The sequence below is a fragment of the Streptomyces sp. NPDC005496 genome (genome assembly GCF_042872045.1).
Taxonomy (GTDB): Bacteria; Actinomycetota; Actinomycetes; order Streptomycetales; family Streptomycetaceae; genus Streptomyces.
In genome coordinates this window covers 503,375-527,732 of record NZ_JBIAJQ010000003.1, presented here as the reverse complement: position 1 = coordinate 527,732, position 24,358 = coordinate 503,375, and the positions used below count along the sequence as shown (strand labels likewise).

The 24,358-nt window shown below is 72.4% G+C and carries 22 protein-coding genes; 8 read left to right on the top strand and 14 right to left on the bottom strand.

Translation table 11 applies throughout. The features are described from left to right. Window positions 1–46: 46 nt before the first annotated feature. The 4 genes from ACFYQQ_RS11050 to ACFYQQ_RS11035 form a co-directional block, all read right to left on the bottom strand. Window positions 47–2,215 carry a SpoIIE family protein phosphatase gene (locus ACFYQQ_RS11050; RefSeq protein ID WP_388904244.1) on the bottom strand — a complete coding sequence of 723 codons (2,169 nt, stop codon included), beginning with the start codon at window positions 2,213–2,215 and terminating at the stop codon, window positions 47–49. Window positions 2,216–2,571: 356 nt separating this feature from the next. Then, on the bottom strand, window positions 2,572–3,261 hold the full coding sequence (locus tag ACFYQQ_RS11045) for a DUF402 domain-containing protein (protein WP_355780933.1): 690 nt from the start codon (window positions 3,259–3,261) through the stop codon (window positions 2,572–2,574). 71 nt (window positions 3,262–3,332) lie between these two features. Beyond that, window positions 3,333–4,718 (bottom strand): class II fumarate hydratase, encoded by a 1,386-nt coding sequence (locus tag ACFYQQ_RS11040; protein WP_355780930.1) that lies wholly within the window; start codon window positions 4,716–4,718, stop codon window positions 3,333–3,335. Window positions 4,719–4,816: 98 nt separating this feature from the next. Then, entirely contained in the window at window positions 4,817–6,484 is a 1,668-nt protein-coding gene (locus tag ACFYQQ_RS11035) for a fumarate hydratase (protein ID WP_355780927.1), read from the bottom strand. Window positions 6,485–6,681: 197 nt separating this feature from the next. Between ACFYQQ_RS11035 and ACFYQQ_RS11030 the strand changes: the two genes are divergently transcribed. After that, complete coding sequence (locus ACFYQQ_RS11030; RefSeq protein WP_388904241.1) at window positions 6,682–7,410, top strand: DUF1707 domain-containing protein; 729 nt, start codon at window positions 6,682–6,684, stop codon at window positions 7,408–7,410. Window positions 7,411–7,608: 198 nt separating this feature from the next. Further along, complete coding sequence (locus tag ACFYQQ_RS11025; RefSeq protein WP_355780924.1) at window positions 7,609–7,986, top strand: WhiB family transcriptional regulator; 378 nt, start codon at window positions 7,609–7,611, stop codon at window positions 7,984–7,986. A gap of 96 nt (window positions 7,987–8,082) precedes the next feature. Here the strand turns inward: ACFYQQ_RS11025 and glpX are convergent, their stop codons facing one another. Then, the gene (gene glpX / locus ACFYQQ_RS11020; protein WP_355780921.1) at window positions 8,083–9,114 is read right to left on the bottom strand and encodes a class II fructose-bisphosphatase; all 1,032 of its coding nucleotides are present in this window, start codon (window positions 9,112–9,114) and stop codon (window positions 8,083–8,085) included. Window positions 9,115–9,240: 126 nt separating this feature from the next. On the opposite strand from glpX, the gene ACFYQQ_RS11015 reads away from it, so the two are divergent. After that, window positions 9,241–9,759, top strand: a complete 519-nt coding sequence (locus tag ACFYQQ_RS11015; RefSeq protein WP_355780918.1) for a DUF4245 domain-containing protein — start codon at window positions 9,241–9,243, stop codon at window positions 9,757–9,759. 72 nt (window positions 9,760–9,831) lie between these two features. Here ACFYQQ_RS11015 and ACFYQQ_RS11010 read toward each other — a convergent pair whose 3' ends face one another. From ACFYQQ_RS11010 to ACFYQQ_RS10995, 4 genes are all read right to left on the bottom strand, one after another. Continuing rightward, window positions 9,832–10,422, bottom strand: a complete 591-nt coding sequence (locus ACFYQQ_RS11010) for a malonic semialdehyde reductase (RefSeq protein WP_355780917.1) — start codon at window positions 10,420–10,422, stop codon at window positions 9,832–9,834. A 137-nt stretch (window positions 10,423–10,559) separates the two neighbouring features. Beyond that, window positions 10,560–10,793, bottom strand: a complete 234-nt coding sequence (locus tag ACFYQQ_RS11005) for an exodeoxyribonuclease VII small subunit (RefSeq protein WP_355780915.1) — start codon at window positions 10,791–10,793, stop codon at window positions 10,560–10,562. Window positions 10,794–10,802: 9 nt separating this feature from the next. Then, window positions 10,803–12,011 carry an exodeoxyribonuclease VII large subunit gene (xseA, locus tag ACFYQQ_RS11000; RefSeq protein WP_355780912.1) on the bottom strand — a complete coding sequence of 403 codons (1,209 nt, stop codon included), beginning with the start codon at window positions 12,009–12,011 and terminating at the stop codon, window positions 10,803–10,805. A 70-nt stretch (window positions 12,012–12,081) separates the two neighbouring features. After that, window positions 12,082–13,461: an APC family permease gene (locus ACFYQQ_RS10995; protein WP_356238197.1), complete on the bottom strand. Its 1,380-nt coding sequence runs from the start codon at window positions 13,459–13,461 to the stop codon at window positions 12,082–12,084. Between the two features lie 98 nt (window positions 13,462–13,559). Here ACFYQQ_RS10995 and ACFYQQ_RS10990 point away from each other — a divergent pair, with 98 nt between their 5' ends. Next, window positions 13,560–14,564: a 4-hydroxy-3-methylbut-2-enyl diphosphate reductase gene (locus ACFYQQ_RS10990; protein ID WP_355789348.1), complete on the top strand. Its 1,005-nt coding sequence runs from the start codon at window positions 13,560–13,562 to the stop codon at window positions 14,562–14,564. 61 nt (window positions 14,565–14,625) lie between these two features. After that, the gene (ppgK, locus tag ACFYQQ_RS10985) at window positions 14,626–15,372 is read left to right on the top strand and encodes a polyphosphate--glucose phosphotransferase (RefSeq protein ID WP_388904235.1); all 747 of its coding nucleotides are present in this window, start codon (window positions 14,626–14,628) and stop codon (window positions 15,370–15,372) included. Between the two features lie 445 nt (window positions 15,373–15,817). Here ppgK and ACFYQQ_RS10980 read toward each other — a convergent pair whose 3' ends face one another. Further along, window positions 15,818–16,489 carry a DUF6542 domain-containing protein gene (locus ACFYQQ_RS10980; protein WP_356171754.1) on the bottom strand — a complete coding sequence of 224 codons (672 nt, stop codon included), beginning with the start codon at window positions 16,487–16,489 and terminating at the stop codon, window positions 15,818–15,820. 176 nt (window positions 16,490–16,665) lie between these two features. Here ACFYQQ_RS10980 and ychF point away from each other — a divergent pair, with 176 nt between their 5' ends. Further along, a complete protein-coding gene (gene ychF / locus ACFYQQ_RS10975) occupies window positions 16,666–17,754 on the top strand; it encodes a redox-regulated ATPase YchF (RefSeq protein WP_355784614.1) in 1,089 nt (362 codons plus the stop codon). Between the two features lie 108 nt (window positions 17,755–17,862). Here ychF and ACFYQQ_RS10970 read toward each other — a convergent pair whose 3' ends face one another. From ACFYQQ_RS10970 to ACFYQQ_RS10960, 3 genes are all read right to left on the bottom strand, one after another. Next, window positions 17,863–18,444, bottom strand: a complete 582-nt coding sequence (locus ACFYQQ_RS10970; RefSeq protein WP_355784611.1) for a Uma2 family endonuclease — start codon at window positions 18,442–18,444, stop codon at window positions 17,863–17,865. Window positions 18,445–18,591: 147 nt separating this feature from the next. After that, window positions 18,592–19,344 (bottom strand): HEAT repeat domain-containing protein, encoded by a 753-nt coding sequence (locus ACFYQQ_RS10965; protein ID WP_355784608.1) that lies wholly within the window; start codon window positions 19,342–19,344, stop codon window positions 18,592–18,594. Then, window positions 19,341–19,727: a CPCC family cysteine-rich protein gene (locus ACFYQQ_RS10960; protein WP_355784605.1), complete on the bottom strand. Its 387-nt coding sequence runs from the start codon at window positions 19,725–19,727 to the stop codon at window positions 19,341–19,343. Before ACFYQQ_RS10960 ends, ACFYQQ_RS10965 begins: the two co-directional genes overlap by 4 nt. Window positions 19,728–20,050: 323 nt before the next feature. Here ACFYQQ_RS10960 and ACFYQQ_RS10955 point away from each other — a divergent pair, with 323 nt between their 5' ends. Further along, window positions 20,051–22,474 carry a DEAD/DEAH box helicase gene (locus tag ACFYQQ_RS10955; protein WP_355784603.1) on the top strand — a complete coding sequence of 808 codons (2,424 nt, stop codon included), beginning with the start codon at window positions 20,051–20,053 and terminating at the stop codon, window positions 22,472–22,474. 8 nt (window positions 22,475–22,482) lie between these two features. On the opposite strand, the gene ACFYQQ_RS10950 is transcribed toward ACFYQQ_RS10955, so the two are convergent. Beyond that, window positions 22,483–23,484: an SMP-30/gluconolactonase/LRE family protein gene (locus ACFYQQ_RS10950; protein ID WP_388904229.1), complete on the bottom strand. Its 1,002-nt coding sequence runs from the start codon at window positions 23,482–23,484 to the stop codon at window positions 22,483–22,485. A 135-nt stretch (window positions 23,485–23,619) separates the two neighbouring features. On the opposite strand from ACFYQQ_RS10950, the gene ACFYQQ_RS10945 reads away from it, so the two are divergent. After that, the gene (locus tag ACFYQQ_RS10945; protein ID WP_356238200.1) at window positions 23,620–24,060 is read left to right on the top strand and encodes a MarR family transcriptional regulator; all 441 of its coding nucleotides are present in this window, start codon (window positions 23,620–23,622) and stop codon (window positions 24,058–24,060) included. Window positions 24,061–24,358 lie beyond the last annotated feature (298 nt).

Here is a 24,358-nt window from a genome sequence, read left to right as displayed (position 1 = left end):
GCCCTCCTCGTTCGTGCGGGGTCCCCGCGGTCCGCGGGGCGGTGCGTCAGCTGCGGTTCAGCTCGAACCAGACGACCTTGCCGGTGCTCAGCCTGGTCGCGCCCCACCGCCGCGCCAGCCGGTTCACCAGGTACAGGCCGCGCCCGCCCTCGTCCGTGGCGCGCGCCTGGCGCAGCCTCGGCAGCTGCGGCACGTCGTCGCCGACCTCGCAGCGCAGCACGTCCGTGCGCAGCAGGCGCAGGGTGACCGGCCGCGAGGCGTAGCGCACGGCGTTGGTCACGACCTCGCTGACGAGCAGTTCCACGGAGTCGCTCATGTCCTCCAGACCCCAGCGGGACAGCGCGCGGCGCGCGAGCCGCCGGGCCCGCCCGGGTGCCGAGTCCTCGGGCTCCAGGGTCCAGTACGCGACGTCGCTCGGCGCGATCCCGTCGAACCGGGCGGCGAGCAGGGCGATGTCGTCGTCCCGGTCGCCCGGGCCGAGCATGTCGAGCACCTCGTCGCAGAGGGCTTCGAGCGGCGGCGGATGGTCGGGCCCGGTCAGCTGCGCGGTGGCCGCGAGACGCTCCCGCAGCTGCTCTATCCCGGTCCACACGTCCCGCAGCCGGGACTCCACCAGGCCGTCGGTGTAGAGGAGCAGGGTGGCTCCGGCGGGCGCGTCCAGCTCGACGGCCTCGAAGTCGACCCCGCCCACGCCGATCGGGGCGCCCGGCGGCACCCGCAGCACCTCGGCCCGGCCGCCCAGGTGCAGCAGGACGGGCGGCGGGTGGCCCGCGTTGGCGATCGTGATGCGGTGCGCGACCGGGTCGTAGACGGCGTACAGGCAGGTCGCCATGCGGTCGGTGCCCAGCCGCTGGGCCTGCTCGTCCAGGTGGTGCAGCACCTCCTGCGGCGGCAGGTCGAGCCCGGCGAGGGTCTGCGCGGTGGTGCGCAGCTGGCCCATGATGGCCGCGGACGTCATCGAGTGGCCCATGACGTCACCGACGACGAGGGCGACACGGCTGCCCGGCAGCGGGATCGCGTCGTACCAGTCGCCGCCCACGCGCGCGGTCTCGGCGGCCGGCAGGTAGCGGGACGCCAGCCGTACGCCGGTGGGGCGCGGCAGCGTCTCGGGCAGCATCGTGCGCTGGAGCTCGTCGGCGATGTACGCCTCGCGGCCGTACAGCACCGCCTTGTCGATGCCGAGCGCGCTGTGCGTGGCGAGCTGGGCGGCCACCAGCAGGTCGTCGGTCTCGAAGGCCATGCGCTCGGGCCGGCGCAGGAAGAGCGCCGCGCCGATGACCCGGCGCCGGCCCCGCAGCGGGGCCAGGATGGCGCGCTGGCCGCCCGGCACGGAGAGGTCGTCGCCGAGCAGCTCCGGCAGCGCGGCCCGGGCGGCGGGCGCGTCCGCGAAGACGGGCCGCACCCCGCGCAGCACCTCGGCGAGCGCGCCGCCGGGGCGGACCTCGCACAGCTCGGCGGTCATCGTCGACAGGTCGCTCGGTTCGGGCTGGAGCGCGGCGATGAAGCCGCCCTCGGTGTCCCGCTCCTCGGGGATCCGGTCGGTGCGCCGCAGCCGCAGCACGACGGGCCCGGTGGGCCGCTCGTCGCCCACGGGCAGCGGGTCGCGCAGATAGACGAGGATCGCGTCGGAGAAGGTCGGCACGGTGGCCCGGCACAGGCCCATGACGATCTCGTCCAGGTCTATGCCGCGGGCGATCCGCCGGGTCGCGGCGCCCACGAAGCGCAGCCGGTCGCCGTCGCGGCGCATCGGCATCGGGCCGCTCGGCGGCAGCCCCTGGCCGGTGCGCCGGTCCTTTCCGGCGGACGTCCGTTCCTGCTCGCCGCCCGGCTGGACCGGGATGCTCTCCGCGGGGCGCGGCCGGTGCGGGTCCTGCTCGGCGGCCGTCGGCTGCGTGTGCTCGGGGCCGGGCGCGGCGGACGCACCCGTGCCGGGCGCGGGCGTGCCCGTGCCCTGGCCGGCGGGGGGTCCCTGCTTGGCGCACTGGGCGGTCGTGCCCGGACCTGCCGGGGCGTCGCCGGTGCGCGCCTGAGCGGGTAACGCCACGGGGCCGTGGGGGTCGCCGCGGTCGAACGCCGCCGCGGCCGGGGGAGTGCTCACCTGCTCCGGGGTACGCAGGAGCGCCCCGCGGGGGTCCGCGGGGGTGGGCGGCCGTCCGGCACTGGGCCGGTGGCGCTCGTGCGAGGTCGGGTGCTCCGTCACGCGTGTCGAATCCATCCGTCCGGGGCTGCGCGCCGTGCGTGCAGTTCGTCCCGCAGAAGTGCCGATACCCGGAATACGTGTCCCGGGAACGGAATTTCCGCGTCATGAGCCTCGGACCGGCCCGCGATCGGCGCGGACAGCCCGTCCCGCCGGTGCCGGGCCGTACCCGTGTGGCCCTCGTACCCCTCGCTCACGTCCTGCCGCCCCTCGGTGACGTCTGGCCAAGCCCAGCGCTTGCTGCGGGAGTTGCTGCTGTGCGCCCTCCCGTCACCCGGCCACCACCCCTCAACGTCGGTGCCGTGCACCGGCCTTGACCCGATCTGATGCGGAGGACGATCCTACGTTTGTACCACGGGGGCGCATCAAGGGTCTCACGTGGACACGTGCGCGGGCGTACGGTCCCAGTCGTCCGGCAACGACGGTACGCCCCACGACGGATCCGGGCGCCAGTGCTGCCATCCTTCCGAGAACGGCGGCCCCCAGGCACGGATCACCTCCACGGCGGAGCGGCCCGCTTCCCGTACCCGTTCCGCCAGTTGAGTATCCATCAGACCGGCCGCCTGCGCCTGTGCGAACTCGTCCTCATCCAGCCAACGCCACGTCCGGTCCGGATGGACCGAGATGTCCAGGAAGTGGTCCCGGGAGTCGACGCCGCCGGACCAGCGGACCAGCGGATCCTCCAGGTTCACGTACCAGTTCTTGAACCGCCAGCCCGGCTCCCAGAAGAGCCACACCGACCACGGCTCGCCCGGCCGCGCCAACTTCAGTACGCCGGTGCCGGACCAGCGGTCGCGGCGCACCGCGCGCGGCTTGGTGTACCGCGACTCCAGCGGCTCGGAGTGCACCGGCGTTCCGTCGGCGAGCACCGGCTTCACGCACTCCGTGCCGGGAGCCATCCACACCGCGAGCAGTTCGTCGTCGTCGCGCACGACGGTCACGGGACGGCAGATGTGCACGCGCTCGCCCGCGTTCTCCCGGTACCGCCACAGGATGCGGTCGCCGGGGGCCCAGCGCGCCGTCGATCCGCCCTCTTCCCGCCTCACCGCTCCACCGTCCGCCATGAACAGATATTAGGTGCCACAGGCATACGACGCTGCGGCGCCCGTCACGGTTCGCGCGCGGGCGGGCTGAGTCACGGGTGCGTCATCCGCAGGACGTCCAGGGCCTCGTCGAGCTGCCCGCCCGTGAGGTCGCCGCGCTCCACATAGCCGGACTCCAGCACGACCTGACGGATCGTCTTCTGTTCCGCGAGGGCCTTCTTGGCGACCTTGGCGGCCTCCTCGTACCCGATGTACTTGTTCAGCGGGGTCACGACGGACGGCGACGACTCGGCGTACTCGCGCGCCCGTTCGCGGTTGGCGGTGATGCCGTCGACGGTCCGGTCGGCGAGCAGGCGCGTCACGTTGGTGAGCAGCCGGACGGACTCCAGCACGTTCTTGGCGATGACCGGGAGCATGACGTTGAGCTCGAAGTTGCCGGCGGCGCCCGCGACGGCCACGGTCGCGTCGTTCCCCGTCACTTGGGCGGCGACCATCAGCACGGCCTCGGGAATGACCGGATTCACCTTGCCCGGCATGATCGAGGAACCCGGCTGGAGGTCGGGCAGGTTGATCTCGGCGAGCCCGGTGCGCGGTCCGGACGCCATCCACCGCAGGTCGTTGGCGATCTTCGTCAGCCCGACCGCGATGGTCCGCAGCTGCCCGCTCGTCTCGACGATCCCGTCCCGCGCGCCCTGTGCCTCGAAGTGGTCGCGCGCCTCGGTGAGCGGCAGCCCCGTGGTGCGGGCGACCTCCTCGATCACGGCGGCGGCGAACCCGGCCGGGGTGTTGATCCCGGTGCCCACCGCCGTTCCCCCGAGGGGCAGTTCGGCCAGTCGCGGCAGCGAGGACCGCAGCCGCTCGACGCCGTACCGCACCTGCGCCGCGTATCCGCCGAACTCCTGGCCCAGCGTCACCGGCGTCGCGTCCATGAGGTGCGTGCGCCCGGACTTCACCACGTCGGCGAACTCCTCGGACTTGCGCTCCAGGGAGGCGGCGAGGTGCTCCAGGGCGGGGACGAGGTCGCGGGTGACGGCGGCGGTGGCGGCGATGTGGATGCTGGAGGGGAAGACGTCGTTGGACGACTGCGAGGCGTTCACGTGGTCGTTCGGGTGGACGTCCCGGCCGAGCCGCTCGGTCGCGAGGGTGGCGATGACCTCGTTGGTGTTCATGTTGGACGAGGTCCCGGAGCCCGTCTGGAAGACGTCCACTGGGAAGTGCTCGTCCCAGCGTCCCTCGGCCACCTCGGCGGCGGCGTCCCCGATGGCCTGGGCCACGTCCTTGTCGAGCACCCCCAGTTCGGCGTTCACCTTCGCGGCGGCCGCCTTGATCCGGGCGAGGGCCTCGATGTGGGCGCGCTCCAGGTGCTGCCCGGAGACGGGGAAGTTCTCCACGGCGCGCTGCGTCTGGGCCCGCCACTTGCCGTGCGCGGGGACGCGGACCTCGCCCATGGAGTCGTGCTCGATGCGGTAGTCGCTCATACCCGGTACAGCGTGGGGCGGACGGGGGATGTTCCCCCGTCCGCCCATCCGTGGTCACCGTCGGGCCGCGGCGGCCGGAAACGGCCCCTCGCCCGTGGCTAGCCGAGTCCGGGGCCCCGCACCGGGATCGTCGTGAACGTCGGCGCGGGCGCCGGGTCCTTGAAGAAGTCGTTGCCCTTGTCGTCGACGACGATGAACGCCGGGAAGTCCTCGACCTCGATCTTCCAGACGGCCTCCATGCCGAGCTCCTCGTACTCGACGACCTCGACCTTCTTGATGCAGTCCTGCGCGAGCCGCGCGGCCGGACCGCCGATCGACCCGAGGTAGAAACCGCCGTGCGATCCGCACGCGTCGGTGACCTGCTGGGACCGGTTGCCCTTGGCGAGCATCACCTTGGAGCCGCCCGCCGCCTGGAACTGCTCGACGTAGGAGTCCATCCGCCCGGCGGTGGTCGGCCCGAAGGAACCGGACGCGTACCCCTCGGGCGTCTTCGCGGGACCGGCGTAGTACACCGGGTGGTCCTTCAGGTACTGCGGCATCTCCTCGCCCGCGTCCAGGCGCTCCTTGATCTTGGCGTGCGCGATGTCGCGCGCGACGACGAGCGGCCCGGAGAGCGAGAGCCGGGTCTTGACCGGGTACTTGGTCAGCTCGGCGAGGATGTCGTCCATCGGCTGGTTGAGGTCGATCCTGACCACGTCGGCGGCCTCGTCGAGGTGCTCGTCGGTCGTGTCGGGCAGGAAGCGCGCCGGGTCGGTCTCCAGCTGCTCCAGGAAGACGCCCTCGGCGGTGATCTTCGCGACGGCCTGGCGGTCGGCGGAGCAGGACACCGCGATCGCGACCGGGCAGGACGCGCCGTGCCGGGGCAGGCGGACCACGCGCACGTCGTGGCAGAAGTACTTGCCGCCGAACTGCGCGCCGATCCCGATCCGCTGCGTCAGCTCGAAGACCTTCTCCTCCAGCTCCTTGTCCCGGAAGCCGTGCCCGAGCTCGGAGCCCTCGGCCGGGATCTCGTCCAGGTAGTGCGCGGAGGCGTACTTGGCGGTCTTCAGCGCGTACTCGGCGCTGGTGCCGCCGACGACGATCGCCAGGTGGTACGGCGGGCAGGCGGCCGTGCCGAGCGAACGGATCTTCTCCTCCAGGAACTTCATCATGGAGGCCTCGTTCAGGACGGCCTTCGTCTCCTGGTAGAGGAACGACTTGTTGGCCGAGCCGCCGCCCTTGGCCATGAAGAGGAACTTGTAGGCGCCGCCGTCGGTCGCGTACAGCTCGATCTGGGCCGGCAGGTTCGAGCCGGTGTTCTTCTCGTCCCACATGGTCAGCGGGGCCATCTGGGAGTAGCGCAGGTTGAGGTTCTTGTACGCGTCGTAGATGCCGCGCGAGAGGGCCGCCTCGTCGCCGCCCTCGGTGAGGACGTTCTGGCCGCGCTTGCCCATCACGATCGCCGTGCCGGTGTCCTGGCACATCGGCAGGACGCCCGCGGCGGCGATGTTCGCGTTCTTCAGCAGGTCGAGGGCGACGAACTTGTCGTTGGCCGACGCCTCCGGGTCGTCGATGATCCGGCGCAGCTGCGCGAGGTGGGCCGGGCGCAGGTAGTGCTGGATGTCGTGGATGGCCTCCGCGGCCAGCTTGCGCAGCGCCTCCGGCTCCACCTTGAGGAAGGTCCGCCCGTCGGCCTCGAAGGTGGAGACACCCTCGGAGGTCACCAGCCGGTAGGGGGTGGTGTCCTCTCCCTGGGGGAGCAGATCGGTGTACGCGAACTCAGGCATCTCGCCCATTCCTCACTCGACAGACAGCGGCTGGCCTCCGTTGGCAGCGTCCACCAGCGTAGGACCTGGCGGAAGCGGCCCGCCTGTGAGGTAGGGCTCAGTCGGGCGGCCGGACGGGACGGTGCCGGGCGCCGGAGTTCTCCACAGGTCGCGACAGGGGGTAGTCGCGATCTATCGCGTTTGGGTACGCTGCTGCCGTGGACCTTCACAAGAGCCCCGCCCCGACCGACGACAGGCCGGACAGCCGGCCCGTCACGCCGACCGAGCTGCGCTGCTCCGACGCCGACCGCGACCGGATCGCGGACCTCCTGCGCGACGCCCTGGCCGAGGGCCGCCTCACCCCGGACGAGCACGCGGAGCGCGTGGAGGGCGTGCTGAGCGCCAAGACGGTGGGGCAGCTCGACGTGTTCGTGCGGGACCTGCCCGCAGCCCACGGGCGCCGCCCGGCCCCCGCCTTCGCGCCCGCGCCGAACCGCCCCACAGAGGGCGCGATCCCGGTGGACGCCGACGAGAACGTGGTGGCGGTGTTCAGCACCGCGGTCCGCAAGGGCCGCTGGCGCGCCGGCCGCCGCATGCACGCGTACGCGATCTTCGGCAACGTGGAGATCGACCTCAGCGAGGCGGTCTTCGAGTACCAGCAGGTCGTGATCAAGGCGGTCTCGGTCTTCGGCAACGTGGAGGTCCGCGTCCCGGAGAACGTGTCGCTGCGCGGGAGCGGCGGCGGTGTCCTCGGCAACTTCGAGGTGGCCACCTTGGACGCGGACGACCCGGACGCCCCCGTGATCTACGTCGACGGCATCGCCGTCCTGGGGAACGTGGAGGCGAAGCCCAAGCGCGGCAAGCTCGTCGCCGACATCCTCGACCGGGTGGCGCAGCACGTGTCGGGGCGGGTGGACCGCGGTTTGCGCAAACACCTGGGGCATTGACGCTCGTGAATCCGGCGGCGTGCGGAGCGGACCGGTCCGCCCGCGCGGCGTGCCGGGGACGGAGAAACTCCGCGCTTCGGAACGCAGTGCATAGGCGCGCGCACAGCGGGTAGGCCTTGCTGCATCGTCTCTCGGAGGGCGCTGCGAAAAGGTCCGCGGCGCCCGGCACGCTCGCGAAGCCGTCGTCAGGAGTAGACCGTGCTGCAACCGCCGCATCAGACCCTGCAGGTAGCTGCCGTTCCGGCCCAGCGGGCGCCAGTGCGGGACAGGGATCAGGAAGCCCCGTGGCACACGGAGGCCGTGTGCCGGCGTGACGAGGCGGGCCTGTTCTTCGCACCCTCCAAGGAACCCACCGCGGCCCGGCTGTCCCGCGAGGAGGCGGCGAAGCGGGTGTGCGCACGCTGCCCCGTCATGGTCGAGTGCCGGGAGCACGCCCTCCTCCAGCCCGAGCCGTACGGGGTGTGGGGCGGCCTCACCGCCGCCGAGCGCCGCGTGGTGCTCGCCCGGCGCCGCCGGCGCGACGTCGAGCTGAAGAAGGCCGCCCGCGCCTCGGGGACGATAGCCGCCGCCGGCTGACCGGCGGACCAGACGCGAGAGGGGCGCCCTCCCCGCACGGGGGGCGCCCCTCCGACGTACGTCACGGCCGCGGGTCCAACGGGCCGCGCGGGCCCGCTACTTGGCGCGGTCGAAGTCGATCGCGCTGTACGCCCGCAGCTTGCTCAGCCGGTGCTCCGAGGTGATCTGGCGGACCGTGCCCGACTTGGAGCGCATCACGATCGACTCGGTCGTGGCCGTCTCCGCGCGGTACCGCACCCCGCGCAGCAGCTCGCCGTCCGTGATGCCGGTCGCGACGAAGAAGACGTTCTCGCCGGACACCAGGTCGTCGGTGTAGAGGACCCGGTCGAGGTCGTGGCCCGCGTCGACGGCGCGGCTGCGCTCCTCGTCGTCCTTGGGCCACAGCTTGCCCTGGATGGTGCCGCCCAGGCACTTCACGGCGCAGGCCGAGATGATGCCCTCGGGCGTGCCGCCGATGCCGAGCAGCAGGTCGATGCCGGTGCCCTCGCGCAGCGCCAGGATCGAGCCCGCGACGTCGCCGTCGGAGATCAGCTTGATGCGGGCGCCGGTCTCGCGGATCTCGTCGATGATCCCGGCGTGCCGCGGCCGGTCCAGGATGACGACCGTGACGTCCTCGGGCGTGGAGCGCTTGGCCTTCGCGACGCGGCGGATGTTCACCGAGACGGGGGCGTTGATGTCGACGAAGTCGGCGGCCTCCGGACCGGTGACGAGCTTGTCCATGTAGAAGACCGCGGACGGGTCGAACATGGTGCCGCGGTCGGCGGCGGCCAGCACCGCGATGGCGTTGCTCATGCCCTTCGCGGTCAGGGTGGTGCCGTCGATCGGGTCGACGGCGATGTCGCACTCGGGGCCCGTCCCGTCGCCGACCTGCTCCCCGTTGAAGAGCATCGGGGCCTCGTCCTTCTCCCCCTCGCCGATGACGACGACGCCGTTCATGGAGACGGTGGAGACGAGGGTCCGCATGGCCCGTACGGCGGCGCCGTCGGCGCCGTTCTTGTCACCGCGGCCGACCCAGCGGCCCGCGGCCATCGCGGCTGCTTCGGTGACCCGGACGAGTTCCAGGGCGAGGTTGCGGTCGGGGGCCTCTGAGGGGACCTCGAGTTCGGACGGCAAGTGATGCTCGGTCATCGGAGCGCACCTTTCTGATACGACGACGGCCGGATGAGGGTGTGCCCCGACTCTATCGTCAGGCAGACAAAATGAGCAGGGGGGCCCACGGATGAGCAGACCACTGCACCTGCGACGATAGGGGGCGTGGCAGGTATGAAAGGCAAGCAGACGGTCCGGGACATGGTTCTGTCCCTGGGCTTCATCGGTCTGGTCGCGGGCTTCATCTACGTCTTCGTCCCGCACGACGACTCCGAGCCCCCGGTCAAGCGCGTCGACTACACCGTCGAGCTGAGCACGGCCCGCCGCGCCGCCGCCTACCCGGTGGCGGCGCCCCAGGGCCTGCCGACGGCCTGGAAGGCGACGTCCGTGCGGTTCGACGGCGAGAAGTTCGACGCCTGGCACCTCGGCTACCACGCCCCGGACGGCGAGTACGTGGCGGTCGAGCAGTCCACGCAGCGGCCGGCCGCCTTCATCGACGACGCCAGCCAGGGTGCCGAGGAGACGCCGAAGACGCAGCGCATCGGCGACCGGACGTGGCAGCGGTACGAGGGCGACCACTACGACGCGCTCGTGCTGAAGGAGAAGGGCTCCACGACGGTGGTGACCGGCACGGCGTCGTTCACCGGGCTCGCGAAGATGGCCGGGGCCCTGCGCACGTCCTGACCTCGGTCCGGCTCCGGACACGGAAAGGGCCCCCGGCGCGTCGCCGGGGGCCCTTCGCGTACGCGGGACGGATCAGACGGTCGTGATGACCTCTTCGGCCGTCAGGCGCGGGGAGCGCGGGAACCAGGCGTCGTCGCCCGGCTTGCCGATGTTGACGATCATCAGCGGGGTGTGGTCGTCGTCCAGGAACTCCTTCTGGACGCCGGCGAAGTCGAAGCCGGTCATCGGGCCCGCGGCCAGGCCGGCGGCGCGGACGCCGATGATGAAGTACGCGGCCTGGAGGGCGGCGTTCAGCGCGGCGGCACCCTCACGGGCCGGGCGCTCGGAGAAGAACGCGTCCTTGGCCTGCGGGAAGTGCGGGAAGAGCTGCGGCAGCTCCTCGTGGAACTCGTTGTCCGCGGCGAGGATCGCGACCAGCGGGGCGGTGGCGGTCTTCGGCTGGTTGCCCTCGGCCATGAGCGGGACCAGGCGGGCGCGGGCCTCGGCGGAGCGGACCAGGGTGATGCGCAGCGGCGACTGGTTGAAGGCGGTCGGGCCGTACTTGACCAGGTCGTAGATCGCCTGGACCTGCTCCTCGGTCACCGGCTCGTCGGTGAAGGTGTTCGCGGTGCGGGCCTCGCGGAACAGCAGGTCCTGGGCGGCGGGGTCAAGAACGAGAGACATGAAAGAAGAACCTTTTCGAGACGTGCGTCGGATCCGTCGGATCGGCTGACGTCTCCGACAGTACGCGGAAGAAGTTCAAGGTTCAACAAAAACGGGTCCGTGGTGATCCGCCTCACAACCACGGAGTGATGAGGGGACTACTCCCCGTCCGTCCCGTCCTCGGGGCCGTCCTCCTCGGCAAGCGCGGCGTCCAGACGCGCCCGCGCCCCGTCCAGCCAGCGCCGGCACACCTTCGCCAACTCCTCGCCCCGCTCCCACAGCGCCAGGGACTCCTCGAGCGTCGTCCCGCCCGCCTCCAGGCGCCGTACGACCTCGATCAGCTCGTCCCGCGCCTGCTCGTACCCGAGAGCCTCGTCCACCTTGCTGGTCATGCGCCCACCCTATGCATCGACTCGTACCGTGAATTCACCCTCGGCGACCCGCGCCCGCAGCGGCTCGTCCGCGGCGACCTCCTGCGGCGCGCGCACCACGTGGCCGTCGGACTTCTGGAGCACCGCGTAGCCCCGCTTGAGGGTGGCGGCGGGGGAGAGGCCCACCACGCGCGCGTGCGTGTGCGTCAGCTCGGAGTCCGCCCGGTCCAGCTGGTGCCCGAGGCAGCGCCGGCCGCGGTCCAGCAGCGAACCCACCTGGTCCGCGCGCTCGTCCACCATCCGGTGCGGATCCTCTATCGACGGGCGGGCCAGCGCGTGCGCCAGGCCGCGCTCCTCGCGGTCGACGAAGGACTGCACGGCCCGCCGCGCCCGGTCCCGCAGGAACCGCACCCGCTCGTACTCCTCGCCGACGTCCGGGACGACCTTCTTGGCCGCGTCGGTCGGCGTGGACGCGCGCAGGTCGGCCACGTAGTCCAGCAGGGGAGTGTCGGGCTCGTGCCCGATCGCGGACACCACGGGCGTACGGCAGGACGCCACCGCCCGCACCAGCTGCTCGTCCGAGAAGGGCAGCAGGTCCTCCACGCTGCCGCCGCCCCGCGCCACGATGATCACGTCCACGTCGTCCAGCGCGTCCAGCTCCTTCACCGCCTGGACGACCTGCGGCACCGCGTGCACCCCCTGCACGGGGACGTTGCGCACCTCGAAGCGGACGGCGGGCCAGCGGTGCCGGGCGTTCTCCAGGACGTCCCGCTCGGCCGCCGAGGCACGCCCGCAGACGAGCCCGACGAGCTGCGGCAGGAACGGCAGCGGCTTCTTGCGCCCGGCCGCGAACAGGCCCTCGGCCGCCAGGGACTTCTTCAGCTGCTCCAGCCGGGCCAGCAGCTCGCCGACCCCCACCGGCTTGATCTCGGTGGCCCGCAGCGACAGCTGGCCCCGCGGCGCGTACCACTCCGGCTTGGCGAGGACGACCACGCGCGCGCCCTCGCTCACCACGTCGGCCACCGAGTCGAACACCTGCCGGTAGCAGGTGACGCCCACCGAGATGTCGTGCGAGGGGTCGCGCAGCGTCAGGAAGACGACGCCCGCGCCGGGGCGTCGCGACAGCTGGGTGATCTGCCCCTCGACCCACACCGCGCCGAGCCGGTCGATCCACCCTCCGATGAGCCGCGACACCTCACCGACGGGCAGCGGGGCGTCCGCGGACGTGTTCAGAGCCATGCGCCCGAGCGTAACGGCCGGGACCGACAACGCCGGCGGCCTCACCGGCCCGTGCCCCGTCCCGGCCCGGTCACCCGCGGGGCGCCGGTGTCCTGCCGCGCTGGGCGACCAGCACCACCAGCCCGATCACCAGCCAGATCGCGCCCACCACCTGTGCCGTACCGGACGCCTCGACGATCACCGCGACGGTGATCGCGGCGCCGATCGCCGGCATCAGGACGTGTCGCCACCAGATGGCCGGCCCGCTGCCGCGCAGCGCGAACCAGCCCACCACGCTCGCGTGCAGCAGCGTGAACGCGGTCAGCGCCCCGATGTCGACCACCGACACCAGGCGGTCCAGGCCGTCGTCGCGCCGCGCCGCCCACACCGCCGCGATCAGCGTGATGACGGCCGCGCACAGCAGCGCCGCCCGCGGCACCCCGTCGTCGGTCCTCGACAGCGCCCGCGGCAGCCGCCGGTCGCGGGACATCGCGAACAGCAGCCGGCCCGCCGCCGCCTGTCCGGCGAGCGCCGCGAACGCCGCCCCGATCGCCTTGCTCACGGCCACCAGGTTGTGCAGCCAGCCGCCCACCGAGGAGTCGACGGCGTCGTAGAAGGCGGACCCCTGCTTGACCGGATCTGCGGCCAGCTCGGCGGACGACACCGGCTCCAGCAGCGCCACCAGGTACGTCTGCGCCACGAAGAGCACACCCGCGAGCGCCAGACAGAGCAGCACCGCGCGGGCGACCTTGTGCGCACCGCCCGTGACCTCCTCCGCGAAGGAGGCGATCGCGTCGAAGCCCAGGTACGACAGCACGGCGATGGACACGGCGCCGATGACCGCCGACAGCGTGAACGCGCCCTGGGAACCGTCGCCGGTCAGCGGGGACAGCCAGCCGCGCTGGGCCCCGTCGCGCGCGAGGACGACGACCGCCGACACGACGAAGACGAGGAGGACCACGACCTCCATAGCCAGCACCAGGAAGCCCACCCGAGCCGCGGTCCGTACGCCCCACAGGTTCAGCAGGGTCGTGACGACCACGGCGAGAGCGGTCCACACCCACCGGGAGACGTCCGGGACCAGCGCGTTCATCGCGATCCCCGAGAAGAGGTACGCCACCGCCGGGATCAGCAGGTAGTCCAGCATCGCCATCCATCCGGCGACGAAGCCCGCCCCGCTGCCGAGCCCCGCGCGCGCGTAGGCGAACACGGAACCCGCCTGGGGGACCACGCGCACCATCTGGGCGTAGCTGAAAGCGGTGAACGCCATCGCGACGGTCGCGACGACGTACACCAGCGCGACCGCGCCGTGCGACCGGGCGTCGAGCGTGCCGAAGACACCGACCGGCGCCATCGGGGCGATGAACAGCAGCCCGTAGACCACCAGGTCCCGGAAGCCCAGACTGCGCCGCAGCCCGCGTTCCTCCCCGGCGTCACCCGTCGCGCCGGCCGTGGTCTGCGTGTCGGACATCCGTGCCTCCCGAGCGTCGCCTCTGGTCCCGCCCCCGCCCGATCCTTTCCCGCTGTCACCGCGGAGGCGATCTTCGACCCGCCGGTCGCGGCCTTACGATGGTCTCCATGACCGCTTCGTCTGGCCGCCGTGTCCTGCTCGCCGCCCCCCGTGGCTACTGCGCGGGTGTGGACCGCGCCGTGATCGCCGTCGAGAAGGCCCTGGAGCAGTACGGGGCCCCCATCTACGTCCGGCACGAGATCGTCCACAACAAGTACGTGGTGCAGACCCTGGAGAAGAAGGGCGCCATCTTCGTCGAACAGACGGCCGAGGTCCCCGAGGGCTCCATCGTCATGTTCTCGGCGCACGGCGTGGCCCCGGCCGTCCACGACGAGGCGGCCCGCGGCAAGCTCGCCACCATCGACGCGACCTGCCCCCTGGTCACCAAGGTGCACAAGGAAGCCGTCCGGTTCGCCGACGAGGACTTCGACATCCTCCTGATCGGCCACGAGGGCCACGAGGAGGTCATCGGCACCTCCGGCGAGGCGCCCGACCACATCACCCTCGTCGACGGCCCCGAGGACGTCGCCAAGGTCGAGGTCCGCGACCCGTCCAAGGTCGTCTGGCTCTCCCAGACCACGCTGTCGGTGGACGAGACGATGGAGACCGTCGACGCCCTGAAGGAGAAGTTCCCGCAGCTCATCTCGCCGCCCAGCGACGACATCTGCTACGCCACGCAGAACCGTCAGCTCGCCGTGAAGCAGATGGGCGCCGAGGCCGAACTGGTCATCGTGGTCGGCTCGCGCAACTCCTCCAACTCCAAGCGCCTCGTCGAGGTCGCCAAGCTCGCCGGAGCCCGTGAGGCGTACCTGGTGGACTTCGCCGACGAGATCGACGACGCGTGGCTGGAAGGCGTCAGCACCGTCGGCGTCACCTCGGGCGCGTCCGTCCCGGAGGTGCTGGTCGAGCAGGTCCTGGAGCGGCTCGCCGGCCAGGGCTTCGAGGACGTCGAGCTGGTCAAGGCCGCCGAGGAGTCCATCACCTTCTCGCTGCCGAAGGAGCTGCGCCGCGACCTGCGCGCGGAGGCCGCCGCCCTCGTCGCGGAGCGCACCGCGCAGAAGTGACGGTTCCCGGGAAGTCCGGGGCCGAGGAGTGACTGTCAGTCGTACGACGTAACGTAGAGCCATGCAGATCTTCGGTGTGGACATCGGCGGGTCCGGGATCAAGGGCGCCCCGGTGGACCTGGATCAGGGCGAGCTGACCCAAGAGCGTTACAAGGTGCTGACCCCGCACCCGGCCACGCCCGACGCGGTGGCGGACGGCGTGAAGGAGGTCGTGGACCACTTCGGCTGGACCGGCCCCGTCGGGATCACGTTCCCCGGGGTGGTCACCGGCGGCTCCACGATCCGTACGGCGGCCAACGTGGACAAGCACTGGATCGACACGGACGCGCGCGCCCTGCTGGGCGAGCGGCTGGGCGGCCTCCCGGTGACCGTGCTGAACGACGCCGACGCCGCGGGCGTCGCCGAGATGCGCTTCGGCCAGGGCCGCGACCGCGAGGGCACGGTCATCATGCTCACCTTCGGCACGGGCATCGGCAGCGCCCTCTTCGTCGACGGCGCCCTCGTGCCGAACACGGAGCTGGGCCACCTGGAGCTGCACGGCCACGACGCCGAGAAGCGCGCCTCCACGAAGGCCAAGGAGGACAACGACCTCACGTGGGAGCACTGGGCGTCCCGCGTCCAGAAGTACCTGGCGCACGTCGAGATGCTCTTCTCGCCCGACCTCTTCATCATCGGCGGCGGCGTCAGCCGCAAGGCCCACAAGTTCCTGCCGCTGATCGAGGGCATCAAGGCGGAGATGGTCCCGGCGGCCCTGCAGAACAACGCGGGCATCGTCGGCGCGGCGATGCGGGCGGCCGAGCACGCGTAGCGGCGCCCTCGGGCGCGGGGGACCGTCCGCGTCGGACGGTCCCCCGCCCGGCGGCCGACGGTCACCGCGCGCGAGCGCGCTCCGCGGCGGGTGAGGACGTGCCGTGCGCCGGGCTGTGGCGGCCCACGGGCACGTGCGCGAGCGGGCTCCGCGGCGGGTGAGGGTGTGCCGTGCGCTGGGCTGCGGGGACGACGGTCTCCGCGTGCGCGTGCGGTCCGCGGCGGACGAGGGCGTGCCGTGCGCCGGGCTGTGGCGGACGACGATCACCACGCGAGCGCGCACCGCGAGGGACGAGGACGTGCCGTGCGTCGGGCTGCGGGGACGACGGTCACCGCGCGCGAGCGCGCACCGCGACGGATGAGAGCGTGCCCTGTGCCGGGGTGCGGCGGGCTGTGGCGGACGATGGTCCGCGCGCGAGCGGGCTCCCGGCCACCCGGGGTGCGGTTCAGGCGGTGGGGCGGCGGCGGGCCGGGGCGGTGGTGGCCCGCGGGGCATGGGGACGGCGCCGGGCGGCCCGGCGGGTCATCTGGCGCGCCTTGCGCACGGTCGCGATGAGCCCCGCGACCAGCGTCCCGCCGTACAGCCAGCCGGCCTGCGTGGCGAGGGCGGTGACGAGCCCCATCACGTGCCCGCCGAAGCCCCCGCCCCCGTCGGCGACGGGCAGCAGCCCGAACGCGAACGCGATCGGCACGACGACCGGCGCCGTGACGAGGTCGCCGCGCCGCACCCAGACGGCCGTCACCGCGCACACCGGCAGGAACAGCACGCCGTAGACCGTCAGGGACGCCCCGAACAGCAGCTGGTCGAGGCAGGCGAGCGCGAACATCAGCGCCCCGCAGAACAGTCCGCTGCCGAGCCCGGTGAGACGCGGGTTGGGCATCCGCCGTACCGCGTGCACCAGCGGGGACACGGGGCGCCGGGCGCCCGGAGCGCTCCGCTGGACACCGTTGCCGCCCCGGGGGGCGCCGGCCGCACCCCTCGGTACGGCGGTGCCGCGCCCCGCGGACGGGGTGCGGCCGGGGCGGCCCGCGGCCGAGCCGCCCCGCCCCGTCTGCGGGGGCAGGGGCGTGCCTCGTCGGGTCCTGGGCTGCGGGGGGCGCGTCCTGTGTTGCTCCACCGGACCAACTTAGGTCGTTTTATGTGTGGAATGGCCCCTGGGACACGCCGACGGACAGACCTTGGCCATGCGTTCGATACGTCGCCGGTGCGAGGCCCCGCACGCCGTAGACTGGTGGATCGGCCCGCTCACCACGTAGGCCGTGCCGCCCATCCTCTCGTACGGGAAGTCGCAACGTGTCGCTCACGATCGGAATCGTCGGTCTGCCCAATGTCGGCAAGTCGACCCTGTTCAACGCCCTGACCAAGAACGACGTGCTCGCGGCCAACTACCCGTTCGCCACGATCGAGCCGAACGTGGGCGTGGTCGGCGTCCCCGACCCCCGCCTCACGAAGCTGGCCGAGATCTTCTCCTCGCAGCGCGTCCTCCCGGCGACCGTCGACTTCGTCGACATCGCGGGCATCGTGAAGGGCGCCTCGGAGGGCGAGGGCCTGGGCAACAAGTTCCTCGCGAACATCCGTGAGTCCGACGCGATCTGCCAGGTCATCCGCGCCTTCAAGGACGAGAACGTCGTCCACGTCGACGGCAAGGTCTCGCCGAAGGACGACATCGAGACGATCAACACCGAGCTGATCCTCGCCGACCTCCAGACCATCGAGAAGGTCCTGCCGCGCCTCCAGAAGGAGTCGCGCATCAAGAAGGACATCGCGCCGAAGGTCAAGGCGGTCGAGGAGGCCAAGGAGATCCTGGAGCGGGGCGACACCCTCTTCTCCGCGGGCATCGTCCAGGGCTCCGGCAACGAGGAGCTCCTGCACGACCTGCACCTGCTGACCACCAAGCCGTTCCTCTACGTCTTCAACGTGGACGAGGACGAGCTGACCGACGACGCCTTCAAGGACGAGCAGCGCGCGCTGGTCGCCCCGGCCGAGGCGATCTTCCTGAACGCCAAGCTGGAGCAGGACCTCGCCGAGCTCGACGAGGAGGACGCCATGGAGCTCCTCCAGTCCGTCGGCGCCGAGGAGCCGGGTCTCACCACCCTGGCCCGGGTCGGCTTCGCCACCCTGGGGCTGCAGACCTACCTCACGGCCGGCCCGAAGGAATCCCGCGCCTGGACCATCAAGAAGGGCGCCACCGCCCCCGAGGCCGCCGGAGTCATCCACACCGACTTCCAGAAGGGCTTCATCAAGGCGGAGGTCATCTCCTTCCACGACCTGGTCGAGACCGGCTCGGTCGCCGAGGCCCGCGCCAAGGGCAAGGCCCGCATGGAGGGCAAGGACTACGTCATGCAGGACGGGGACGTGGTGGAGTTCCGCTTCAACGTGTGATCGGTTCACCGAAGCGCGCCAGGTGCTTCGGCAGACGTGAGGTCAGAAGGGGCCGGGCTCTGGCGAGCCCGGCCCCTTCTGCGTTCCCGTGCTGAATCGGAGCTGACTTCAATCGCTCCGCGGCGGGGTGAGCTTGTCGAGATCCAGGCTGATCTCGAAAGGCACGGGGCGCTTCAGGCTGCCCCGGAAGATGCCGGCAGGCGCGTAGGCGCCGGTCGGTTCGTCGAGTTCGTAGACGTGGACGACGGGAGCGCCGCCTTCGTCCTCGATGCACCAGTAGTGCGGGATGCCGGCCTCCGCGTACTTGCGGAGCTTTACTGTGCGATCGCGATGCGCGGACTCGGGGGAGACCGCCTCCACGACGAGCTTCACGTCCTCCGGGGCGTACCAGGTTCGGTCGGGGTCATAGGGCAGGTCCGTCAGCAGGAGGTCCGGCTCGGGGCGGTTGCGGGCATCGAGGCGGATCGTCATCTCCCGCTCGACCTCGAAGCCGGCCGGTGCCTGCGCCATGAGTGTGGTGGTCAGGGCGGTGACGAGGCGGCCATGCCAGGAGCGCTGGGGCGACATCATGAAGACGAGGGCTCCGTCGATCAGCTCGGTGTGGCGGGGTGCCTCGGGGAGGCGGTCCAGGTCCTCCGCGAACCAGCCTTCCGCGCGCGGCGGGCGCATCCAGTCGGGCAGTGCGGTCATGGCCCAACCGTAGCGACTCGACGAGGCAGGGGCCACGAGATCATTACCGGGGGTGACCAGTCTTCCCGCCGAGACCGTCTGCACGGTCCCGCGTGCTTGATCGGCAGGCGGGCGTAGTGACGCCGGCTCCTGACGCGATGGGTGGACTCACCGAGGACGAGGAGGACACCACCTCTCCGGGTACAAATCCGTACGGTCGATCCAGGTAGGGGCGACGAAGATGTTGTCGTCGGCAGGGGCTTCGGAGGCTTCCAGCAGCGACCAGGTGCGGGACTCCTCGACCAGGTGTTCCCAGGGCGCGGTCCAGTCGAGTTCCCAGTCCAGGCCGGGGCCGGAGACGCTGTACGTGCGACCGGCGTCCACTCGCCAGAACTGGGAGTAGAGGATCACCTGAGCGTGGTCGGCCAGGTCGTCGATGATCTCGGCGAAGAGGGCGGAAGGCCAGCCGGGGGCGTCGTCCGCAGCGGTGGGGCGTAGGCGTGCCGTGAGCGGTGGGACGACAGGGGTGCGTGCGCCGAGTTCGGTCAGGGCCCAGCGGATGCCGACGGGCTCGCTCCAGTCCGGTGGGGTCGCCCGTTCCAGGCAGGCGCGGTAGGCGTGGCGCAGGGGTTCGACCGCGCCGTCGATCTCCAGGCTCGCCAGGGCCATGGCCGCCCATTCGCGGACGGTCGGGTTGTCGCTGTCCAGCAGGCCGATGAGGGCGGGGCCGCAACGGGGGTCGCCCATTTCCTCGAAGACCTCGATGGCGGTCAGCTGGCCGAAGCCGCCGAGCGAAGGCAGGCCCTTGATGACGGCGGATATGGCGTCGGTGCCGATCCAGATCAGCTCCGCGCGGGCGTCGTAGGACTCGTCGGCCTGGCCGTCGAGTTGCTGGACGAGTGTCTCGATGTGGGAGGTCATGACGCGGTGCAGTCCCGGCGCCAGAAAGTGGGGAGCCACCAGCAGAGCACCGAGCGGTCGTCGGGCCACGGGGCGCGGTCCTCGGCCGCCCAGTCCTCGAAGGAGTCCCGTGCCGGATCGATCGGGCGCCAGACGGGGTCGAGGGGCTCGTCCTCAGCCGGCGGGCGGACGTACTGCCGGCTGCGCTGGTCGCAGGCGCGGAAGTCCTGGTAGTTCCGCTGGGCCTCGATCAGGGAGACCTTGTTCGCGCCGCCGCTCATGGTCGGCCAGCGGAACTGGACCCCGTCGTCCTCCCAGAAGCAGACGGGGCAGATCTCGTACGAGCCGGGCAGCGCGTCCAGCACGCGGTGCCCGCAGCAGGGACAGGGGCAGGAGTCGCTCACCTGCGCAGTCTCGCGGCAGGTCCCGCCGGTGCGCCATGGGTTTCTCTGCAGAGTGCCGGATCGGTGCTGGATGGGGACTCCGGGGGGTCGTTTCTGCGGGTCGGAGCGCTGCGCTGATCGTTCCGGTTCAACGTGTAGCGGGTGGCCGCCAGGTTGCTGGGGTGGCAGGGGTGCAGGTCGGGAGGGCTCGACTCCTTGGAGTCGGGTCCTTTTCCCACGTGGTGCCGGTCCCGTTCCCTTTCGGCGGTCCGTTGTCGGTGGGGCGTGGAAGACTGCGCGGGTCGGGGCGGTCAGGGTGGACGGATCGGTGTGCGAGGGGCGTCATGGCGGGTGTCGACGAGGCGGCGGGCGGGCCCTTGGCGGTGCTGGGCGCGAGCGGCTCGCGGGCCCAGGAGCGGGCGGAACCGCCCGTGGGGCGCCGGGCCAGGGAACTGCTCGCCGAGGGCGGGCGGCTGTACGAGGCCGCGCGCGGCGTCCTCGCCGATCACGCCCGTGCCCTGGAAGCCGTACGGTCGGCCCTGGTGCCGCTGCGGGCCGAACTCGTCGCGGGGGAGCTGGAGTCCATCCCCGTCTCCCGGCTGAAGGACGTCACCGAGGGCCGGCTGCGCCTCGGGGCGATCGAGGCGGCCGGACTCGGCTCCGTGCGGGCGGTGCACGAGGCGAGCCGCTACGAGCTGCGGCAGATCCCCGGAGTCGGTGCGCAGACCGCCGACCAGGCACTCGCCGCCGCCCGCCAGATCGCCAGGGCGGTCGAGGAGACCGTCTCCGTACGCATCGACGTGGACCGTCCCGAGCCCCGCACCACCGCCCTGGTCGTCGCCTTGCGCAGGCTCGTCGAGGCGGGCCCGGAGCTGCGGCGGGCCGTGGACGCGGCGGGACGGCTTGACGAGCGGCTCGGTGCGTTGCTGCCCGCCGCCCGCCCCGCGGTAGGTCGGCTGCGCATGGCGCTCGCCGGGCGTCACGGGCGGGACAGCGCCCTCGCGGCGATCACCGAACTCCGCGAGCTGACGGCCGACGCGAGGGCGCGCGGTCTGCGGCTGCTGCTCGCCCAGGCGTCGACGGACCTGCTGCGCGAACCGGCCACCGACATCGAGGCGTGGGTCGACTTCGAGCTGCGCTCCGCGGACTACTACAGCCAGCTCGCCGAGGTCTCGGACCAGGCGCCGGACGTCGCGGCGGCCGAGGGCTTCCTGCCGTCCGAGGTCGCCGAGCGCGTGCACGCCCAGGCGCTGGACGACACCCATCTCCGGGTGTCGCTGCGCGGCTACCAGTCCTTCGGCGCCCGGTTCGCCCTCGCCCAGCGCCGGGTCGTGCTCGGCGACGAGATGGGGCTCGGCAAGACGGTCCAGGCGATCGCCGCGCTGGCGCATCTCGCGGCGCGGGGGCAGAGCCACTTCCTGGTGGTGTGCCCCGCCAGCGTGCTGATCAACTGGACGCGTGAGATCCGCGCGCGCAGCACCCTGCGCGCCCTGCCGGTGCACGGTCCCGACCGCCGCGAGGCCTACGCCGAGTGGTGCGAGCGCGGCGGCGTCGCGATCACCACCTTCGACGTCCTGCACACCCTCACCGCCGCCGACGGGGTGACGGTGGCGGAGGAGGCGGACGGCACGGCGGCGACGGAGAAGGCGGACGGCTCGACCGGGACCGGACGGCGGGGTGGCGGTGCGCGGTCCAGGGGCGCCGGGGTGCCACGGCCGTCCAGGGGTTCGGGCCGGGCGCGGTCGGGGGGAGCCCCCGGCGCGGCGCGGCCGGCCCTCACGCCCGCCGGTGCCAGGCCCGGCATGCTCGTCGTCGACGAGGCGCACTACGTGAAGAACCCCGAGACCCGCCGCTCCCGGGCCGTCGCCGCCTGGACCGCGTACTGCGACCGCGTCCTCTTCCTGACGGGTACGCCGATGGAGAACCGGGTGGGGGAGTTCCGCAGCCTGGTGCGCCATCTGCGGCCCGAGCTGGTGCCCGGCATCCACGCGAGCGACGCGGTCGCGGGACCGCACGCGTTCCGCAGGTCGGTCGCGCCCGCCTACCTCCGCCGCAACCAGCGGGACGTCCTGACCGAACTGCCCGCGCTGGTCGAGGTGGACGAGTGGGAGGAGTTCGGCACCGCGGACCGCAGGGCCTACCGCGAGGCCGTCGAGGCGGGGAACTTCATGGCGATGCGGCGGGCCGCGTACGCCGACGCGGAGGGGTCGGCCAAGCTCCAGCGGCTGCGCGAGCTGGTGACGGAGGCGGCGGAGAACGGGCTGAAGGTCGTCGTGTTCTCGTACTTCCGGGACGTGCTCGCGACCGTCCACGCCGCCCTGGGCGAGGACGTGTTCGGGCCGATCTCCGGGTCGGTGCCCGCCGGCCGCCGGCAGCTCATGGTCGACGAGTTCGCGGCGGCCGACGGGCACGCGGTGCTGCTCTGCCAGATCGAGGCGGGCGGCGTCGGCCTCAACCTCCAGGCGGCGTCCGTGGTGATCCTGTGCGAGCCGCAGGTCAAGCCGACCCTGGAGCACCAGGCCGTGGCCCGCGCCCATCGCATGGGCCAGGTGCGCACGGTCCAGGTGCACCGCCTGCTCGCCGCGGACAGCGTGGACGAGCGGCTGCTGGAGATCCTGAAGAACAAGGACCGGCTGTTCGACGCCTACGCCCGCCGCAGTGACGTGGCGGAGGCGACGCCCGACGCGGTCGACGTCTCGGACGACCGGCTCGCCCGCCGTCTGGTGGAGGAGGAGCAGCAGCGGCTGGCGGTCGTGACCGGCGGCTGACAGCGGGCTCAGATGCCGTGCACCTGGGCCACGGTGAACGGCGTACTGGGTGTGCCCGGTCCCATCGGACCGCCCTGGTCGAACTGTGAACGGACCACGAGCGTGCGGCCGTCGTGCCGTACGAGGGTGGTCGGGATCTGGAGCGAGGCGTCGGTGACGCTGCGCTCCAGGCGGGCCGCCGTGCCGTCGCGCGAGAGGCGCCAGCGGGTGATGGTGTTGCTCGCGTTGTGGGCCGCCCACAGGGTGCCGTGGACCAGTTCGAGTCCGTCGGCGTGCCGCAGGTCCCCGCCGGACAGCGCGACGGTGCGTATGGCGCCGGTGGCGAGGTCGACGCGGTGGAGGGTGCCCGCCGTCATGTCGACCGTGAGCAGGTAGCGGCCGGCGGCGACGATGCCGTTCAGGGTGTAGGCGCCGGGGGCGTGCGGGGTGAGGGCGCCGCCGAGTTCGTACGCGGTGGTCAGCACCGCGCGCCCGCCGTGCGCGGTCGCCCGTGCCAGTTCCGCCGGTGTCACGCGGTAGACGACCTCGCGCAGGCTGTCCGTCAGCCAGGCGCTGCCGTCCGGGGTGATCGCGAGGTCGTTCACCATGCGCGGGGCGTCGCCGGGCACGTCGAAGCGGGCCAGCAGGGTCCGGGTGCGCAGGTCGTAGACGTCCACGCCGGTCGTGGAGTCGGTCACCCAGAGGCGGCCGGCGCGGTCGGTCTTCAGTCCGTTGGCCGTGGTGCGGCCGTCGGCGCCGGCGGGGAGGAAGACCTCGGCCGTGCGGTGGCCGGGTGTGGTGCGGTAGACGGCGCCGGTGGCGTACGAGCCCACGTACAGGTGGCCCGTCCGCGGGTCGGCGGCGATGCCCTCGGGGTAGACGCGGTCACCCGGGAGCTCGTACGCGGTGGTCACGCGCGCGGCGGAGGAGCGGGACGCGGCGGTGGCCGCGGACGGTACGGAGGTCGCGGTGGCCGCCGCGGTGAGCGCGGCGGCGGTCAGGAAGGTGCGGCGCTGGATCGAACGGGACACGACGGTGCCTCTCGGTCGGCGTCTGGGAAGAAGTCGCTGCGAAACGAGTGCGAACTTAGATTAGAGCCCTAATGCTCGTCAAGGTACTTAGCGTTGACCTGGGGCTTACCGTCATGTCGCCGATACGATGCGGGGATGACGTCCATGCCCGCGGCCGAGCGCCTCGGCTCCCACATCAAGCGGGCCGAGCAGGCTCTCAACGCGACGAAGACCGCCGTCCTCAAGCCGGCCGGCCTCACCGTCGCGCAGTACGGGGCGCTGCTCCACCTCAGCGCCAACGCCGGTATCTCGGCCGCCGCGCTGGCCCGCCTGTGCGGAGTCACCCCGCCCACGATGAACACGGTCCTGAAGAACCTCCAGGACCGCGGCTACATCGAGCGCACCCCGCACGAGTGGCACCGGAACGTGCTGGAGACCCGCCTCACCGACGAGGGGCGGGCCGTCATGGCCGACGCGGACGTACGGGCGGTACGCGTCGAGCGGGCGCTGGCGGCCGAGTTCACGGAGGAGGAGCGGGAGGCGCTGATCGGCCTGCTGGGCCGCTGCGTCGACCTGCTGGAGAAGGAGCGCCCCTGAGCCCCCGGGCCCAGGACCCACCGCCTCCGCCGCAGCCGCTCCCGCCCCCGGGCTTCCCGCCCCCGGCCGTCCGTAGCCGCCCCCGCCCCCCCCCGGCCGTCCGTAGCCGCGCCCCCCCGGGGGCCCCCGGCCGTCCGTAGCCGCCCACGGGCCATGAGCCTCCGCGCCCGCGGGCACTCGCCACCTCCGCCGTAGGCGTTCGTGCCCTCGGCGCTCCCGCTCCCGGCGCTCCCGCTCCCGGCCCTCCCGCCCTCGGCGCCCCCGCCCACAGGCGCTCCCGCTCCCGGCCTAGCCCCCG